Source organism: Micromonospora sp. NBC_00617, assembly GCF_045161355.1.
In the GTDB taxonomy this organism is placed as follows: domain Bacteria; phylum Actinomycetota; class Actinomycetes; order Mycobacteriales; family Micromonosporaceae; genus Micromonospora.
The window spans coordinates 6,322,423-6,339,480 of the sequence record NZ_CP107751.1 but is presented as its reverse complement, the minus strand read 5'-3'; the positions used below and the strand labels follow the sequence as shown (position 1 = coordinate 6,339,480).

14 protein-coding genes and 1 riboswitch are annotated in these 17,058 nt (G+C 72.5%); of the genes, 7 read left to right on the top strand and 7 right to left on the bottom strand.

Going from position 1 to position 17,058, the window contains the following annotated elements; all coding sequences use genetic code 11:
• Positions 1 to 103: 103 nt before the first annotated feature.
• Positions 104 to 307, bottom strand: coding sequence for a cold-shock protein (locus OG505_RS29385; protein WP_088950422.1), 204 nt, complete (start codon positions 305 to 307; stop codon positions 104 to 106).
• Between the two features lie 306 nt (positions 308 to 613).
• Between OG505_RS29385 and OG505_RS29380 the strand changes: the two genes are divergently transcribed.
• The gene (locus OG505_RS29380; RefSeq protein WP_405429272.1) at positions 614 to 1,144 is read left to right on the top strand and encodes a GNAT family N-acetyltransferase; all 531 of its coding nucleotides are present in this window, start codon (positions 614 to 616) and stop codon (positions 1,142 to 1,144) included.
• Positions 1,145 to 1,315: 171 nt separating this feature from the next.
• Here the strand turns inward: OG505_RS29380 and paaN are convergent, their stop codons facing one another.
• The 4 genes from paaN to OG505_RS29360 all read right to left on the bottom strand — a co-directional run bounded on the left by paaN (position 1,316) and on the right by OG505_RS29360 (position 6,355).
• Complete coding sequence (gene paaN, locus OG505_RS29375; RefSeq protein ID WP_405429271.1) at positions 1,316 to 2,989, bottom strand: phenylacetic acid degradation protein PaaN; 1,674 nt, start codon at positions 2,987 to 2,989, stop codon at positions 1,316 to 1,318.
• Positions 2,990 to 3,039: 50 nt separating this feature from the next.
• The gene (locus OG505_RS29370) at positions 3,040 to 4,059 is read right to left on the bottom strand and encodes a GNAT family N-acetyltransferase (RefSeq protein ID WP_405429270.1); all 1,020 of its coding nucleotides are present in this window, start codon (positions 4,057 to 4,059) and stop codon (positions 3,040 to 3,042) included.
• A gap of 256 nt (positions 4,060 to 4,315) precedes the next feature.
• The gene (gene thrC / locus OG505_RS29365) at positions 4,316 to 5,602 is read right to left on the bottom strand and encodes a threonine synthase (RefSeq protein WP_405429269.1); all 1,287 of its coding nucleotides are present in this window, start codon (positions 5,600 to 5,602) and stop codon (positions 4,316 to 4,318) included.
• Positions 5,603 to 5,612: 10 nt separating this feature from the next.
• Positions 5,613 to 5,748: riboswitch (SAM riboswitch) on the bottom strand.
• A 157-nt stretch (positions 5,749 to 5,905) separates the two neighbouring features.
• Entirely contained in the window at positions 5,906 to 6,355 is a 450-nt protein-coding gene (locus OG505_RS29360; RefSeq protein WP_405429268.1) for a DoxX family protein, read from the bottom strand.
• A 488-nt stretch (positions 6,356 to 6,843) separates the two neighbouring features.
• Between OG505_RS29360 and OG505_RS29355 the strand changes: the two genes are divergently transcribed.
• Positions 6,844 to 7,434: a DUF4232 domain-containing protein gene (locus OG505_RS29355; RefSeq protein WP_405429267.1), complete on the top strand. Its 591-nt coding sequence runs from the start codon at positions 6,844 to 6,846 to the stop codon at positions 7,432 to 7,434.
• On the opposite strand, the gene OG505_RS29350 is transcribed toward OG505_RS29355, so the two are convergent.
• Positions 7,424 to 8,317 carry an ABC transporter permease gene (locus tag OG505_RS29350; protein WP_405429266.1) on the bottom strand — a complete coding sequence of 298 codons (894 nt, stop codon included), beginning with the start codon at positions 8,315 to 8,317 and terminating at the stop codon, positions 7,424 to 7,426. The genes OG505_RS29355 and OG505_RS29350 overlap by 11 nt on opposite strands.
• Positions 8,317 to 11,181: an alpha/beta fold hydrolase gene (locus OG505_RS29345; RefSeq protein WP_405429265.1), complete on the bottom strand. Its 2,865-nt coding sequence runs from the start codon at positions 11,179 to 11,181 to the stop codon at positions 8,317 to 8,319. Before OG505_RS29345 ends, OG505_RS29350 begins: the two co-directional genes overlap by 1 nt.
• Before the next feature lie 375 nt (positions 11,182 to 11,556).
• Between OG505_RS29345 and OG505_RS29340 the strand changes: the two genes are divergently transcribed.
• From OG505_RS29340 to OG505_RS29320, 5 genes are read left to right on the top strand one after another with little or no spacing between them, the layout of a single operon-like run.
• A complete protein-coding gene (locus OG505_RS29340; RefSeq protein ID WP_405429264.1) occupies positions 11,557 to 12,741 on the top strand; it encodes a hypothetical protein in 1,185 nt (394 codons plus the stop codon).
• On the top strand, positions 12,728 to 15,373 hold the full coding sequence (locus OG505_RS29335; RefSeq protein WP_405429263.1) for a nitrate- and nitrite sensing domain-containing protein: 2,646 nt from the start codon (positions 12,728 to 12,730) through the stop codon (positions 15,371 to 15,373). The genes OG505_RS29340 and OG505_RS29335 overlap by 14 nt, the downstream gene beginning before the upstream one ends.
• Positions 15,370 to 15,846, top strand: coding sequence for a roadblock/LC7 domain-containing protein (locus OG505_RS29330; protein WP_405429262.1), 477 nt, complete (start codon positions 15,370 to 15,372; stop codon positions 15,844 to 15,846). Before OG505_RS29335 ends, OG505_RS29330 begins: the two co-directional genes overlap by 4 nt.
• Positions 15,843 to 16,322, top strand: a complete 480-nt coding sequence (locus tag OG505_RS29325; protein ID WP_405429261.1) for a DUF742 domain-containing protein — start codon at positions 15,843 to 15,845, stop codon at positions 16,320 to 16,322. Before OG505_RS29330 ends, OG505_RS29325 begins: the two co-directional genes overlap by 4 nt.
• On the top strand, positions 16,300 to 17,052 hold the full coding sequence (locus tag OG505_RS29320) for a GTP-binding protein (protein WP_405429260.1): 753 nt from the start codon (positions 16,300 to 16,302) through the stop codon (positions 17,050 to 17,052). Before OG505_RS29325 ends, OG505_RS29320 begins: the two co-directional genes overlap by 23 nt.
• Positions 17,053 to 17,058 lie beyond the last annotated feature (6 nt).

The following is a 17,058-nucleotide window of genomic DNA, read 5'->3' as shown; positions in this document are numbered from 1 at the left end:
CGGCTGGAACGGCTCACGATCTTCCCGGGTGGGCGTCCGCACCGCCAGCCCGACCCGTCAGCCGATCGGGGGCGATCCGCGTGCGAGGAGGTCGGGAATTCGCTCAGGCGATGACGCGTACGTGTTCCGCCTGCGGGCCCTTCTGCCCCTGGGCGATCTCGAACTCCACCCGCTGGCCGTCGTCCAGCGCCTTGTAGCCGTCCATCTCGATCGCGGAGAAGTGAACGAACACGTCCTGACCGCCGTCGACGGCGATGAAGCCGTAGCCCTTTTCGGCGTTGAACCACTTCACGGAACCCTGTGCCACGGTGCACTTCCCTCACTCTTGCGCAGCGTTGCCTGCCCCGGGCGCGCGGCACGGCCGGACGCCCTCGGACCACCGCCTCAGCAATCGACGACGGCCGCTGAAAGGGTGACCGAAATCGCACGCTACACGAGGAGTGACGGCCGCGCACGACCCCAAATCGGGCGTATTCCCGGCCGACCCGACCGGGTCCCGGGCCGAACCGGAACGGGCCCCGGACCGACCGGTCCCGGGGGGCCACCGGCTCGCCGTCCGGCGGGGCGGGGCACGCCCCGAAGCAGCTCCCGCCCCTGTGGTAGGCATGCAGACATGACCACCGATATCGGTTCAGCCGCCGTTCGGCAGGCCGAGATCCACCGGGTCCGGCCGGAGGACGCCGCGCGGATGCGGGCACTGCGCCTGGAGATGCTCGCCGACGCGCCCTTGGCCTTCCTGGAGACCCTGGCCGACGCGGCGGCCCGACCGCACCGCGAGTTCGCCGCGCGGGTGGCGTACACGTCGACCGGCCCCCACAACGCGCAGTTCGTCGCGGACCCGGGTGGCCGTCTGGTCGGGCACGCTGGCGGCACGGTCGCTCCGAACGAGCCGGGCCTGACCGTCATCTACGCCGTGTACATCACGCCGGCCTGGCGGGGCAGCGGGCTGCTCGGCGAGCTGATCGACGGGGTGGCCGCCTGGTCGCGGGCCTGCGGCCGGCCGGAGCTGCTGCTGGAGGTCGTGGTGGGCAACGACCGCGCCTACCGGGCCTACCAGCGGCTGGGCTTCACCGACACCGGCGTGCGGGTCCCCCACCCCACGATCCCCGCGCTGAACGAACTACAAATGCGCCGCCCCGCGTAAACAAGAGAACCCTTCCCAGGGCAAGACCACGGAGATGTCCCTAAAGCCGGACGCTTAAACGACAGCCGTACCCACGTGAGGGTTTCCGGGGCAGCCCGCCCCGCGCAGGGATCAAGCCTGACCGCCCGGAGCGGGGCGGGCTGCCCCGGAAACCCCAACCGCAACCAAAGATCAGACGTGCCGCCGCGACTGCACGATCCGGAACCGGTTGGCCACGTACGCCCCGTCGGTCAGCGCCGAGTTGGCCGCCGCGTTCGCCCCACTGCCGTGGAAGTCGGAGAACGCCGCCGACTGGTTGACGAAGACCCCGCCGGTGAGGTTGCAGGACAGGTGCACCCCGACCTCGACCGCCACCGCCTCGGTGGCGTCCAGCACCGCCTCGTCGGTGGAGTAGACCCCGGCGGTCAGCGCGCCCTTCTCCCCGACCGTCCGACGCAGCAGTTCCAGGCTGTGGGCGGTGGAGTCGGTGGCGATGGCGAACGAGATCGGCCCGAACCACTCCCGGCCGTACGTCTCGGCGTCGTCCGCGCGCAGCTTCACGATCGTCGGAGTACGCACCACCGCGTCGGCGTACGCCGGGTGGGCCACGGCCCGTGACTCCAGCACCGGCTCACCCACCTTGGTGACCTCGGCCAGCCGCTCCAGCACCCCGTCGTTGACGATGGCGCCGGTCAGCTCGACGCCCCGGGCCGGGTCGGCGGTCAGCTTGCCAACCGCCGCGGCGATACCGCCGGCCACCTCGTCGAAGCTCTTGTGGCCCTGGTCGGTCTCGATGCCACCGGCGGGGATGAGGATGTTCTGCGAGGTGGTGCACATCTGCCCGCTGTAGAGGGTCAGCGTGAAGCCGAGGTTGCGGCACATGCCGGCGAAGTCGTCGGTGGAGTCGATGACCACCGTGTTCAGCCCGGCCTTCTCGGTGTAGACCGACGCCTGCCGGGCGTACGTCTCCAGCCAGTCGCCGTACTCCGTGGAGCCGGTGAAGTCGACGATCTTGACGGACCGGTGCAGGGCCAGGTCGCTGGCGAGCTTCTCACCGGGTGCCTCGGCCGCCAGCAGGATCAGGTTCGGGTCGAAGCCGGCCTCGGCGAGCACCTCCCGGGCGTACTTCACCGTGACGGCCAGGGGCAGCACCGCGCGCGGGTGCGGCTTCACGATCACCGGGTTGCCGGTGACCAGCGAGGCGAACAGCCCAGGGTACGAGTTCCAGGTCGGGAAGGTGTTGCAGCCGATCACCAGCGCCACCCCACGCGGGACCACGTGGAAGGTCTTGGTCATCCGCAGCGGGTCACCCTTACCGGCGGCCTTCTCCCAGCCGGCCGTGCCGGGGTGCCGGGTCATCTCGGCGTACGCGTACGCCAGCGCCTCCAGGGCCCGGTCCAGCGCGTGCGCGCCGCCGGCCTGGAAGGCCATCACGAACGCCTGCCCGCTGGTGAACTGCACCGCGTTCGCCAGCTCGAAGATGTGCTTGTGCAGCCGGTCCAGGATCTCCAGGCAGACGCCCACGCGGGCCTGCGCGCCGGCGTCGCGCCAGGCCGGCAGCGCGGCGGAGGCGGCGGCGATCAGCTCGTCGGTGCCGGCGTGCGGGTAACGCACCGCCAGCTCGACACCGAACGGGCTCGTCTCGGTGGCGATCCGCTCGCCGGTGCCCGGCTGGTCGAGCGGAAAATCACCACCGAGGTACGCCTCATAGGCGGCCTTGCCGTCGGCGGCGGCGGTCTCGCCGTACACGCGAGGGCTGGGGGACTCGGGATAGGCGGACCAGTAGCCCCGCTCCGTGATCGCGGTCAGCGCACGGTTGAGGGTGTCGGCGTGCCTGTCGTACAGGGGATGCGGGGTCTCCGTCATGCCAGCCATCATGCCTGAGTCCGGTCCGCGAGCAGTAGCGCCGATACCCGTCAGAGGGTGAGCTGCCAGTTGTTCCAGGCGTCCACCGGGCGGAAGCCGAGCTGCTCGTTGATCGCCACCATGTAGCTGTTGCTGGCGGCGTTCCAGGTGTCGATGACGCGTACCGCCGGCTCGTGGGTGAGCAGGTGGTGCAGGTTCTCCGCCTTGGCGATCAGGCCCAGGCGATGCCCACGGTGGGCCGGGTCGACGATGGTGATCTGCTGGAAGGCGTGCCAGTCGGCGGAGGCGCCCACGTCGAGCAGTGTCCAGGCGACCAGTCGACCGGACGCTTCGTGCCGCATCCCGAGGTGGTAGCGCCGCCGGCCCCGGGCGTCCAACGCGCGCTCGTTGCCCCGGATGCGCTCGGCGTCCACCTGCTCCGGTTCCCACTGCACGTCGCCCATGGGCGCATCCATCAACAGCCGGCTGTCCAGGTAGGCGACGTCCGCCACGTACTCCTGCGGCGTGGTGCCCTGCCAGCAAACCGACCGGTAGCCCTCGGCCCGCGGCTTGGCCTCGGCGAGCGCCGCCCGCAGGGCGACCCGGTCGATGTCGGCGATCTCCAGCCGGCGACGCACCTCGGCCAGGGCGGACTGCGCGCCGGTCGAGGCGGCGAACGCGTCGCCCGCGCCGGAACGGGCCGCACCGCCCGGCAGCGCGCGGACGGTCATCGCGACCACCCGCTTGCGGCCGTGCTCCCGCAGCAGGCGCACCCCGTACTCGTGCAGCGCCCGGCCGACGCCGCGCCGCCGCAGCTCGGGAAGCACCGTCAGCTCGGCGGTGGCGTTGTCGGTGTTGTCGAGCTGCGGCAGGTCGAGCTGGAGGTAACCGGCCGGCACCCCGTCCAGCCGGGCCAGTGCCCAGAGCGATCGGGTGCCGGGTGTCGGCGTGTGGAACAGCGCGTCGAAGCGACGCCGGCAGAAGGGCGGGAAGTCCGGAAGGTCGACCTCGTTGGCCGCCATGCCGACCCGGTACGCCTCGTCGACCGCGGCCCGGTCGGCGCCGTCGAACGACGTGATCGTGATGCTCATGCCGTGGAGCCTGACAGTCGCAAAAGCGATGGGGCCAGCGAATTATTCGCTGGCCCCATCGGACGTGGTCGGGAGGGACACTCGCACAACGCCTCCGGCGTTGGGTCGCAAGAACTTAAAAAGTCTCCGGCGAAATGCCCTCCCGCACGGAGCATTTTGCGCCGTCCGGTTCCTGCCGTCAAGTCCAGACCGGCGGGTTTTCCATACTCACAGCGAAAGCCCAGTTACGGGCAGGTCTCCCCCGGCGGCCCGAGGGTCAGCCGAGGAGGCCGGCGTCGCGGGCGGCGCGGAGGCTGGGCTTGATGTGGTGGGTCGGGCCGACCTGACTCGCCACCGCGTCGATGGTCTTCAGGCCCTCGCCGGTGTTGAACACGACCGTCTCCGCCGTGGGGTCGAGCCGCCCGGACTCGACCAGCTTGCGCAGCACCGCCGCGGTCACCCCGCCCGCCGTCTCGGCGAAGACACCGGTGGTACGGGCCAGGTCGCGGATGCCGGCGCGGATCTCGTCGTCGTCGGCGTACTCCATCCAACCGCCGGTGCGCCGGACCGCCTCCAGGGCGTAGAGGCCAGCGGCCGGGTCGCCGATGTTGAGCGACTTGGCGATGCCGGTGGGCTTGACCGGGGTGATCGTGTCCGTGTCGGCGTGCAGCGCGGCGGCGATCGGGTTGCAGCCGGCCGACTGGGCGCCGAAGACCTTCCAACCGCCGGCCGGCGCCTCGACCAGGCCGATCTCGACCAGCTCGGAGAACGCCTTGTCAATCTTGGTGAGCAGCTCACCGCTGGCCATCGGGATGACCACCTGGGCCGGGATACGCCAGCCGAGCTGCTCGGCCACCTCGTAACCGAGGGTCTTGGAGCCCTCCGCGTAGTACGGCCGGACGTTCACGTTGACGAACGCCGTGTCCTCGAATTCGTCGGTCTCCACCAGTTCACCGCAGAGCCGGTTGACGTCGTCGTACGAGCCGTCGATGGCGACCAGCTCGCCACCGTAGACGGCGGTGGTGATGACCTTGCCCTGCTCCAGGTCGCTGGGGATGAAGACCACCGAGGGCACACCGGCGCGGGCGGCGTGCGCGGCCACCGAGTTGGCCAGGTTGCCGGTGGACGCGCAGGCGAACCGGGTGAAGCCGAGTGCCTTCGCGGCGGTCAGCGCCACCGAGACGACCCGGTCCTTGAACGAGTGGGTCGGGTTGGCGCTGTCGTCCTTGACCCACAGCGGCGCCGTGATGCCCAGCTCGGCGGCGAGGTGCGGGGCCGCCACCAGCGGGGTCAGCCCCGGGTCGAGGGTGACCCGGGTGGCCGGGTCCTGGCCGGCGGGCAGCAGCGCGGCGTACCGCCAGATGTTCTTCGGGCCCGCCTCGATCTGCTCCCGGGTGACCGTGGCCAGGGCCGCGGTGTCGTAGTCCACTTCGAGGGGGCCGAAACACTCGTAGCAGGCGTGCTGGGCGGCGAGCGGGTAACGGGCCGAACAGGCGCGGCAGACCAGGGCGCGGGCGGGGCTGGCGGAGGTGTCGATGCCGGAGGCGGCGAGCGTCGACGTCATGTCGAGAGTCCTCTCATCTTTCCCCGCACCGCACGGTGCGGCGGGGACGGAATTGGCACCTGCCCCGCGGGTCGCTCAGCGGTGAGCGCGCGGGGTGGTTGCCGGGGCGTCGTCGGGCCGTATCCCTCAGCCCCTCTGGATGAGGTATGCAGTTGTGCCGTCGAGTCTAGGCAGCGTTGCCTGTCGCCTCCACCGGGTATCCCAGGGAGTGGGTCAGCGGGCGGCCACCGCCACCGCCGACGACCGGGCGCGTCGCCGGAGCCGCCGTGTCGAGGCTCCGGCGACGCGCGGGTACGGGTGCGGTCAGGCGGAAACCGGGCTGGGGTCGGTCACCGGGGCCGATGGAGCATCGGCGCGACGCCGGGCGAACAGCGCGTCGAGCGCCCAGGGGCCCGAGCCGAGTGCCGCGACCAGCAGGAACGACCAGCAGAAGAGCGCCGACAGCTCACCGCCGTTGCGCAGCGGAAGCAGGCCTTCGGGCTGATGGACCACGAAATAGGCGTACGCCATCGAGCCGGAGGCGAGGAGCGCGGCGGGCCGGGTGAAGAGCCCGGCCAGCACCAGCGCGCCGCAGATCAGTTGGATCAGCGCGGCCCACCAGCCCGGCCAGGAGCCGAACGGTATGGCCGCGCCGGTCATCGGATTGCCGCCGAACAACCCGAAGACCGAGGACAGGCCGTGCAGCATGAACAGCAGGCCGGTCACGATGCGGAACAGGGACAGGGTCGGCCCGCCGAGCCGAGAGACGTTCATGGAGACCTCCATCGAAGGGAACAGATCTCTTCAATGGTGGGCCAAGAATGTATCGAGGTTAATAACTTCCTTGCTGGTGGGAAAATCCCCGGTCGGAATATATCGCTGCAATGGGAGCGCTCCCGCCCAGAACGTGCCGCCGGCCGAGGTGGCCGTACAGCCTGTCGAGCTGCTCGTAGCGCCGGTCGGGGTGCCGGTAGTGCCTGTCGAGCTGCCCCAGGTGTGGGGCGTGGGGCGTAAGACCATCGGCGAAGAGGAACGCATCGTCGGTGGCACGTCTCATGACCGTGGCTGGCGCGCAGGGTGATCATCCACTCCATATCGCCGACCTGGGGGTTTCCACGTCGCGGGATGCCGCCAGGTCGGCGGAGTGGAGTGGATCACCGGTCTCCCGTGACGCGGTAGGCCGGCGGGTCGACACGAGAACCGGCCCAGGCGAGCGCGGGGCCGGCCGGCGGCGGGACGCCCGCGTGGGCGAGGATCGGCGGATGATCTCCCTCGGCACGGCAGCACGGCGACGGGCCAGCGCGGCGGTCGCGGCAGCCTTTCTGCTCGCCGCCTGCACACCCGGCGACCATCGGGGCCAGGGCGGTGACCCACCGGCCACGCCCGGCACGACCTCGTCGGCGAGCGGCGACCCGGCCGCCGAGTGCCCGGCCTCCGGCGTTCGGATCCGGTCCACCGGAGGGGACGCGGCGATGGGCCTGCGCGCCCTCGGCCTGGAGCTGGTCAGCTGCGGCGACCGCCCCTACCAGCTCAACGGGTACCCGGTGGTGTGGGTCCTGAACGAGCAGCGCAAGCCGATCATCCTGCGGGTGGTGAACGGCGCGAAGGAGATCACCTCGGGCTTCGACCAGCCGCCGCAGCCGGTCACGCTGCACAAGGGCGAGCGGGCCGTCGCCACCGTCCTCTGGCGCAACCTGGTCACCGATTCGACAGTGGTGGCCACCGCCGGGGCGTACCTGACGGTTGCGCCCGCCGCCGGTCAGCCGGCCGAGGAGGTCGACCCGCACGGCCCGGTCGATGTGGGCAACACCGGCCGGATCGGCGTGAGCGCCTGGCGGCAGGCTACGACGTGATGTCCTTGCGGGTGAACCGCCAGAACGCCAACCCCCAGAACAGCGTCGCGTAGCTGATCGCGGAGATGCAGCCGCGTACCACGTCGTCGGTCTGCACCGGTGTGGACAGCAGCCCCAGCCAGGCGGTGCTGAAGTGGGTGGGCAGGAAGTCGCGCAGACCCCCCAGGGCGGTGATCTGGTCCAGGATGCTGGACAGGATCCAGAGCAGGACCGCTCCGCCGACCGCGCCGAGCGCGGCGTCCGTCGTCACCGACAGCAGGAACGCCAGGCCGGCCACCACCAGGAGTACGACCGCCAGGTAGCCGAGCACGGCCAGCAGCCGGAGCAGCCCCTCGGTCGGCTCCAGCTCGGCGGCGACCGTGCTGCGCAGCGGCGACCAGCCGTAGCGCAGTGTGCCGGCGACCAGGGCGGTGCCGGCCAGCAGCAGCAGGGCCAGCCCCGAGTAGGCGAGCGCGACCACCAGCTTCACCGTCAACAGCCGGGCCCGGGGCACCGGGATGGCCAGCAGGTAGCGCAGGCTGCCCCAGCTTGCCTCGCTGGCAACCGTGTCGCCGCAGAACAGCGCGACGACCACGACCAGCAGGAACGACGCCGACACGAAGATCGAGAAGAGGGTGAAGTTGAGCCCGCCGGAGGTGGCCAGGTCGACCAGGCTGGCGAACTCGTTGTTGCCGTTGTCGTCGTCGCCGGAGTTGAACTGGAAGGCGACCAGGATGATCAGCGGCAGCAGCACCATGAACCCGAGCGCCAGCTGGGTCCGCCGCCGGGACGCCTGCCGGCGGAACTCCGCCGCGAAGGGCATGGTGGCCGAAGGGCGGTAGCCCTGGGCCGCACCGGCCGGGTCGGTGACGCCCACCGGCGCCTCGACGGAAGATCCAGCCATCACCGGTCACCGCTTCCCCGAGAGTTCTCGCCCACCAGGGCGAGGAACGCGTCCTCCAGGCGTCGGCGGGGCACCACCCGGTTCACCCCGATGCCGGCGCGCACCAGCTCCGCCACCACCTCGCTGCGGGCCGTGCCGTTGGTGTCGACCACCAACTGCCCGTCGCTCTCGGGCAGCACCCGTACGCCGTGCAGCCGGTCCAGCACCGCCCGCGCCGCCACCGGATCGGTGACGTCGAACAGCACGCTCGGCGACTCGCCCACGATCTCCTGCACCGGCCCGGACGCCACGATCCGGCCCTTGTTCACCACCACGGCGTGCGTGCAGGTCTGCTCCACCTCGGCCAGCAGGTGGCTGGAGACCAGCACCGCCCGACCGTCGGTGGCGTACCGCTGCAGGACCCGGCGCATCTCGGCGATCTGCGGCGGGTCGAGCCCGTCGGTCGGCTCGTCCAGCACCAGCAGTTCGGGGAGGCCGAGCATCGCCTGGGCGATGGCGAGCCGCTGGCGCATGCCGTGGCTGTAATTCTTGATCTTGCGGTGCACCGAGTCGCCCAGCCCGGCGATCTCCAGCGCCGCGTCGAACCGCGCGTCCTCCCACGGCCGCCCGGTGGCCTTCCAGTACGCCCTCAGGTTGTCCAGACCCGACAGGTGCGGCAGGAAGCCCGGCCCCTCCACCAGCGCGCCGATCCGGGACAGCACCGGCGAGCCGGGCACCAGCCGCCGGCCGAAGACGTAGATCTCCCCCGCCGTCGGCTGGGTCAGCCCCATCAGCACCCGCAGGGTGGTGGTCTTGCCGGCCCCGTTCGGCCCGAGCAGGCCCACCACCTGCCCCGGGTGCACCTCGAAGTCCACGTTCGACACCGCGACGAAGCCGTCCGCGTACTCCTTGCGCAGCGCGCGCACGGCCAGCGGGGTGTCCGCGTACTCCGGATTCACCGAGCGGTCCTGGCGGCGGTGCCGGCGGCGGACCACGGCCACGACCACGACGAGCCCGATCACGATGGCGGCGAGCAGGCCGGCGAGCACCCAGCGCCAGATCGTCGCCGCGGTGGGGATCGGCTCACCGTCGACGGTGGGCAGGCTGACCGCGCCGTCCGCCGCCACCGTGTAGACGGTGGGCTCGGCCGGCGTGGTGTACGCCTGGTCGGAGCTGGCCACCACCAGTCGCAGCCGGTGTCCGGCCTCGATCCGGCGGACGATCCCCGGCAGCGTCACGGTGACCGGGCGGGCGTCCTGCACCCGCTGCGGCAGGCCGGTGAGCCGGACCGGGGCGACCAGCCCGTTCGGCAGAGTCGCCGCGCCGTCCTTGTCGACGTCGTAGAGCTTGACGAAGAGCACCGCCTCCCCGGTCGGCGAGGCGGCCCGCACGGTGACGGTGGGTGCGCCCGCCACGTCCACCGCCCCGGTCAACGGCGCCGACTCGAAGCGCGCGTGCTGGCCGGGCACGTCGCCGGCCACCCCGTCCAGCAGCGAGGTGAGGCCACCGGCGAAAGGAATCGAGGAGATGGCGGCCGGGTTGCCGTTCGGCGGGTTCGCGATCGGCTGCGCCGGACCGGCGACCGGCACCTCCCGGCGGGCGTTACCGGTCAGGCCCGGATAGTCGGCGCGGCGGAAACCGGTGGCGACCAGGCCCCGATCGAGCGCGTCGAAGCCGGCGATCCGCGACCAGGTGAAGTCGTCGCCGGGCGCGTCCCCCTCGCCCTTGACGTAGTGGTCGAGCCACTGGACGGTCAGGAACTTCACCCGGTCTTCGTCCGAGCGGGGTCCACTGCCACCGTCGTGACCGCCGGTGAACCAGGCGACCCGGACCGGGGTGCCGGCGGCGGCGATGCCCTTGGCGTTCGCGTCCGCCTCACCGAGCGGGAAGAGGGTGTCCGCCTCACCCTGCACCAGCAGGGTGGGGGCCTTGATCCGGTCCAGCACGCCCGCCGGGCTGGAGCGGCGCAGCAGGTCCACGGCGGCCGGGTCGGCGCGGCCGGCGGTGGCGATCCGCAGATACGCGGCGCACACGTCGGCGGCGAATCGTCCGCAGGACGGGTCGGCGGCGCCGGCCGGGGCGCCACCGGGAGCGGTGCCCGGGCCCTCGCCCGGCCCCGGGCTGGGCGGGCCGGCCGACGCCGGCGCCCCCTGCGGCTGGGCGGCTGTCGTACCGGAGAGCCCGGCCGGGCCGGAGCCCACGTTGCCGCCCCCACCGAAGAAGAGACCCGCCCAGCCCTTCTTGAACACGCCCTCGGTCGGTGCCGCACCGGTGCTCTCCGGCAGGAACGCCCGGGACAGGTCGTTCCAGGTGATCATGGGGACGATCGCGTCGACCCGACGGTCCTGGGCGGCCAGCAGCAGCGCCAACCCACCGCCGTACGAGCCGCCGACCACGCCGACCTTCGGATCGCCGGGGGCGTCGGTGCGCACCTCGGGCCGGGCGGCCAGCCAGTCCAGCAGCCGCTGGGCGTCGCGCACCTCGTAGTCCGGGTTGTCCAGGTGGATCTCGCCGCCGCTGCGGCCGAAGCCCCGCGCCGTCCAGGTCAGCACCGCGTAGCCGCGCCCGGCGAACTCCTCCGCGTCCGAGCGCACCGACTCCTTCGTACCGCCGAACCCGTGCGCCAGCAGCACCGCCGGCACCTTCCGGCCGGACGAGGCGTCGTCCGGCAGGTAGAGGGTCGTGTCCAGGTTCACCGGCTGGTCGCCGGAGGGCCCGGAGCGGACGGTGAGCATCGCGCTCTCGGTGCGTACGCCCGATCCCTGTGGCCACACCGCCCAGGTCACGGCGGCCGCCAGCAGCACGACGACCGACGCGGCGGCGATCGCGCGGCGGCGGGTGGGCAGGGCACGCCGGAACCACGCGGCCGGCGAGGGCGGTCTCATGCGGCACACGGTACGGGCCGCAGGCTGAGCGTTGGCTGAGATCCGCCGTACGTCCGTCCGGTTGCTCCGATCGGTGATCCAAATCGGTGCGACCGCGCATGCTCCGGCGCGGCCGGGTGAGTTGAGTTCGGATCCTGTGAATTCCGATCTTCCGCGGATATCCCCCTCGATCCCTTCATGTCACACGCATCGACGGGACACAGTGTGCCCGGAACCCTGACGATCGGTGACATCGCTCGAACTGACGCAAACCTGACTCACCGGCAACCGGTTGGCCCCCACCGGGTTCGGTTAGTTTTCCGGTCCGGTGGACGGGACTTGTCGGCGAGCCCGACGCCGCGCTGTTCCCCCGCCCGACGCCGGAGGAGACACACCATGACAGTCCCCGCGCCGCGGGCCCGTCGACGGACGTCCATGCTGGGCCGGTCGTTGCCGCTGCTGCTCATCGTCGCGCTGCTGGCGCCGGTGGGGCTGCTGTTCGCATCCACCTGGCGGCAGACCGGCGACGATCGGAGCCTCGCCGACTCCGAACGACTCGGCGTGCAGTACCTGCGCGCCCTGGCCCCGGTCACCGAGGCGCTGGTGGAAGCCCAGTCCGCGGCCGTCGCCGGACGCCCCGTCCCCGGCGAGCCGCTGAGCCGCGCGGTCGAGCAGGCCGCCACGGTGGACGCCCGCATCGGTGGGCAACTACGCAGCCAGGAACGGTGGGCCGGGCTACGGGCCAAGGTGGAGGCGTTGCGCGACCGCAGCCCCGCCGACCCGCAGGCCGCCTACCTCGCGTACAGCGAGGTCACCGACCTGCTGCTCGCCCTGCACCGTAAGGTCCGGGAAAGCTCGGGACTGGGTCGTGACCCGGACGCCGACTCGTTCTTCCTGCAGGACAGCGCCTTCGAGGAGCTGCCCGAGGCGGTGGTGGCCGCCGGCCGGCTCGCCGACCTGGGCGCTCTCGCCGCCCGACGGCCGGCCGCCGAACGGACCCGCGGCCTCATGGAGCTGACCGGCATGCGGGTGTCCGCCCTGTCGCCGGCGGGAGCCGTGGTCGACAACCTGCGCTCCGCCGTGGACAGCTCGGAGAGCACCGACCTGGGCGCCAACGTGCTGACCCCGTTGGACGCCTATCAGCGGTCGGTGGAGGCGCTGGCCCTCTACTCGACCCCGAGCGCCGCCGGCACCATCGACCAGGGCCAACTGAGCGCCGCCGCACTCAACTCCCGCAACGCCGCGCGCCAGCTCCAGCCGGTCATCCTCGGCGAGCTGGACGCCCTGCTCACCGAGCGGATCGACGGGCTGGCCCGGGACCGCTGGCTGGCCGCCGGGGCGGGCGTGGCAGCCTTCCTGCTGTTGGCCTGGCTCGCTCAGATGCTGATCGCCGCCGGTCGACGCGCACGTCGGCGGGCCGCCACGTCGGACGCCGGCACCCCGGCCGCCCCGCCGCCCGGCGACCCCTGGCAACCACCAGCCCCGACCGGCCAACCGGCCGAGCCCCGACCGCTGCAACCGGTCGGCGCGGCCCACGAGCCGATCCTCGCGCAGTGGGGGCCGTTCGATGCTTCTCGGTAGGCTTCGGATCCGCGGAAAGCTCGCGCTGCTCGTGGTGATCCCCCTGCTCAGCATGGTCGGCCTCGCGGTGCCCGTGGTGCTGGACCGGGTGGCCGCCGCGCAACGCGCCGCCGACATCACCGAGCGGGTACGGCTCGCCAGCCGGGTCGGCAGCCTCGTCCAGGACCTGCAACAGGAACGCATCCTGTCGGTCGGCTTCCTCCTGCGCCGGGTCGACCGCTCCGAGGTGATCCGCAAGGCCGCCGACGTGGACGATCGGGTGGCCGACCTGCGTGCCGACGGCGGCGACGCGCTGACCGAGCAGGTCGACCACGCGCTCAACGGGGTGTCCAGGCTCGTCGACCTACGCAGGGCGGTGCTGGCTCGATCCGCGAACCCCGGCCAGGTCATGGACGCGTTCGGCCCCGTCAACAGAGAGTTGATCGAGTCGCTGCGGCTGGTCTTCAGCGTGGACACCGAGACGTTGCCCGGCCGCCAGGTGCTCGCCCTGGACGGGCTGCTCCGGGCCGACGAGGGCATCGGCACCTGCGCCACCCTGAGCATCCTGGTCAAGGCGATCGGCACTCCGGACACCACCGCCGGCTACGTGGCGTGCATCGCCGCACTTGAGGTCGACAACGCGCGCTTCCGCAGCCTGATCACGCCCGAGCAGCTCAAGGTGGCCCAGCTCAACGACGCCGCGGTGGCCGCGCGTACCAGCCCCGACTTCCTCATCACCAGCGCCCGGGACCCGGCCGGCGCGGTCCGCGACGTGCCGATGGAAGCGCTCTTCCCGGCCGTCCGCACGATGATCCGGCTCGGCCAGTTCGTCGAGAAGAAGCTCGTCGCCGACGTTCTCGCCGAGGTGAAGGCCGACCAGCGGCGGGCGCTGACCGCCGCGTACCTGGTGGGTGCCGCAGCGGCGCTGATCCTGGCGCTGGTGGTGCTGCTCAGCGCGGCGGTCGCGCGCACGGTGGCCCGACCGCTGAGCCAGCTCACCCGCTCCGCCGACCGGGTCGCCCGGGTCGCCGAGGCGGAGCTGGTCCGGGTCACCGACGACGAGACGGAGCACGTCCAGTCCGTCCGGTTGGAGCCGGTGGTCATCCGGTCCAACGACGAGATCGGTGACCTGGCCAGGGCCTTCGACCGGGTGCAGAACACCGCTGCCCAGCTGGTCGAGCGGCAGGTCGCCGGCCGGCGCAACGTGGCGCAGATGTTCGGCCACGTCGGTCGGCGTACGCAGAATCTGGTGAGCCGCCAGCTCGCGCTGATCGACCGGCTGGAGCAGCAGGAGGCCGACGCGGGCCGCCTGGAGCACCTGTACCGGCTCGACCACATCTCCAGCCGGCTGCGACGCAACGCCGGCAGCCTGGTGGTGCTCTCCGGCTCGGCGGGCGCCGACGCGCACACCGCGCCGGTGCCGCTGGCCGACGTGGTCCGGCTGGCGCTCGGCGAGATCGAGGACTACACCCGCGTCGAGGTGCAGGTGCCGCCGGGCATCGCCGCCGCTCCGGCGGTCGTCGGTGACCTCGTCCTGGCGCTGGCCGAGCTGATGGAGAACGCGACAGTCTTCTCCCCGCCGCACACCCGGGTGCTGGTGGCCGGCGAGACGTCCGGGCGGGGCGCCCGGATCACGGTGGTGGACAATGGCATCGGCATGAGCGAGCAGCGACTGGCCGAGGAGAACGCCCGGCTCACCCGGCGCGAACGTCTCGACCTGGCGCCGACCGAGGTGCTCGGCCTCTTCGTGGTGGGCCGGCTGGCCCGCCGCCACGGCTGGGAGGTGAGCCTCGCCGCCACCGCGGGCGGCGGGGTGACCGCGCAGGTGGAGATCCCGCAGACGTCGCTGGTGCTGCGCCGCGCCGACCGGGCCGGGGCGACGGTCGCCCGGGCGGCCGTACCGGACCGGGGCCGACGGCCGGCTCTCGACTCCGCCCGCGAAACCCGCTCCCGCGCCGCCGTCGCGGCGCCGGCCGGATTCGACACGGACCTGCTCAGCCGGGCCACTCGCAGCCTGGAGTCGGGCCAGTCCTGGGACGCGTTCGGCGCTCGGGAACCCCTCGACACCGGCGTTCCCGCCGCTACGGCACAGGGTCCAGCCGCCGCCACGAACAGCCCGGCGACGGCGGCGGGTGCGACCGCCGGCCTCCGGGTCCGGCAGCGGGTGCCCGGTGCCAGCCTCCCGGCCACCGCCGCGCCGGCCCGGCCCGTCGACGCCACCGGCGCCGACCCGGACGCGGCTCGCGCACTGGTCGAGGCGTTCCAGTCCGGCGTACGCCGGGCCGAGCTGAGCGTCCCGCCGGCCGCCGGCCGCCCCGTCGGGCAGTGGTCGATGCGGACGGCCACCGAGTCGGCCACCAGCGCCGGCCCCACACTGGAGGATCCGGGCGAAACCGTCGACCTGCCCGCCACCCCGGGCGGCCTCGGCCCCACGGTGGCGGACACCGCCGGACCCGCCCGGGGCCGTCCCCGACTGAGCCGCCGCGTGCCCGGCGCTAACCTCACGGTCTCCCCACCCTGCCAGCCGCCCAGCCAGCACCTCGGGGACCCGGCCGAGGTACGCGACCGCATCACCGAGTTCGAGGCGGGCGTCGCCCGTGCTCTGCGCGAAGTCAGCCCAGACCGTCGGAACGAAGAAGGATCATCACGGTGACCAGCCCCTTCCTGCACGACAACGTCGAACACCAGAGCCAGCCCGGCGCCGTCGGGGACCTCAGTCCCGAGGCGCGCACGTTCAACTGGCTGCTGGACTCCTTCACCTCCAGCACGGCCGGGGTGCTGGAGGCGATCGCGGTCTCCTCGGACGGGCTGCTGATGGCCATGTCGGCGATCAAGGACCGCTCCAACGCGGAGCGGCTGGCCGCCGTGGTCTCCGGCATGACCAGCCTCGCCGGCGGCGCGGCCAGCTGGTACGCGCTCGGCGGCCTGAACCGGGTGATCGTCGACATGGCCGACGGCTACCTGCTGATCAGCGCGATCAGCAGTGGTTCCGTACTCGGCGTCGTCGCCGACCGGTCGGCGAACCTGGGCACCGTCGCGTACGAGATGACGCTCTTCGCCGGTCGGGCCGGTGGTGCGCTGACCCCGCGACTGATCGTCGAGCTGAAGAACGCCGCCCAACAGTGACCCCCGACGTTGCCGGCGAGGATCCGGACCCGGAGCCCGGGACCCGGATCCGCCCCTACCTGCGCACGCCGCACCCGGGTGGGGGTGGCGCTCCGGCGGCGCCGGAGTCGCAGGGAAGCGGTGGCGGCCCGACAGGTCCGCGGCCGTTCGTGCTCACCTCCGGGCGGGTGACCGGCGCGGATCCGGCGATCGGGCTGGAGACGCAGGTGACCCTGCGGCCGGACGGCGGCCGGTGGACCGACCCACCGGTCGGCCTGCTGGCACCGGAGCTCCAGGCGATCATCGCGCTCTGCGCCGAGCCGATCTCGGTGGCCGAACTCTCCGCCCGGACCCGGCTGCAGTTCGGCGTGACCCGGGTCCTGGTCGGTGACCTGCGGGCCGCCGGGCACCTGGACGTGCACGTCACCGACGCCAACGACGCCTTCGACCCCGACCTCATCCTGCGAGTGATTGATGGACTTCGTGCAATCTCCTGAATGGCCGGGCGTCCCGATCGGAGGGCTCGCCGGCAACAGCGCCACCACCCGCTACAGCACGGCCCCGGGGACTCCAGGAGCGCTCGGGCGTGCCGCGCCGCCGCCGACCGGGCCGCCACCGCCGTACCGGCCACCGGCCGGCGCCGGGCCGACCAACCGACCACCCGCGGCACCACCCGTACCGGTCAAGATTCTCGTCGCCGGCGGGTTCGGCGTGGGCAAGACCACCACGGTCGGGGCGATCTCCGAGATCGCGCCGCTGACCACCGAGGCCGAGATGACCACCGCCGGTATCGGCGTGGACGACCCGGGCGTACGGTCGACCAAGACCACCACGACGGTGGCGATGGATTTTGGTTGCGTGACCATCGACCGCAGCCTGAAGCTCTACCTGTTCGGCACTCCCGGGCAGGCGCGGTTCGGTTTCATGTGGGACGACCTGGCCCGGGGTGCGCTCGGCGCGCTGGTGGTGGTCGACAGCTCCCGGCTGGACGACTGTTTCCCGGCGATCGACTTCTTCGAGCGGGCCGGGTTGCCGTTCGTGGTCGGGGTCAACGCGTTCGACGGGCGACTGGCCCTGGAGCTGGGCGAGATCCGGTGGGCGCTCGCCATCGGCGATCATATTCCCCTGGTGCAGTTCGACGCCCGGGACCGGCTCTCGGTGCGGGACGCTCTGCTGGTCGTCCTGGACCGGGCGTTGGACCGGGCCACCCGGGACAGAAAGGCCTGAGCCGAC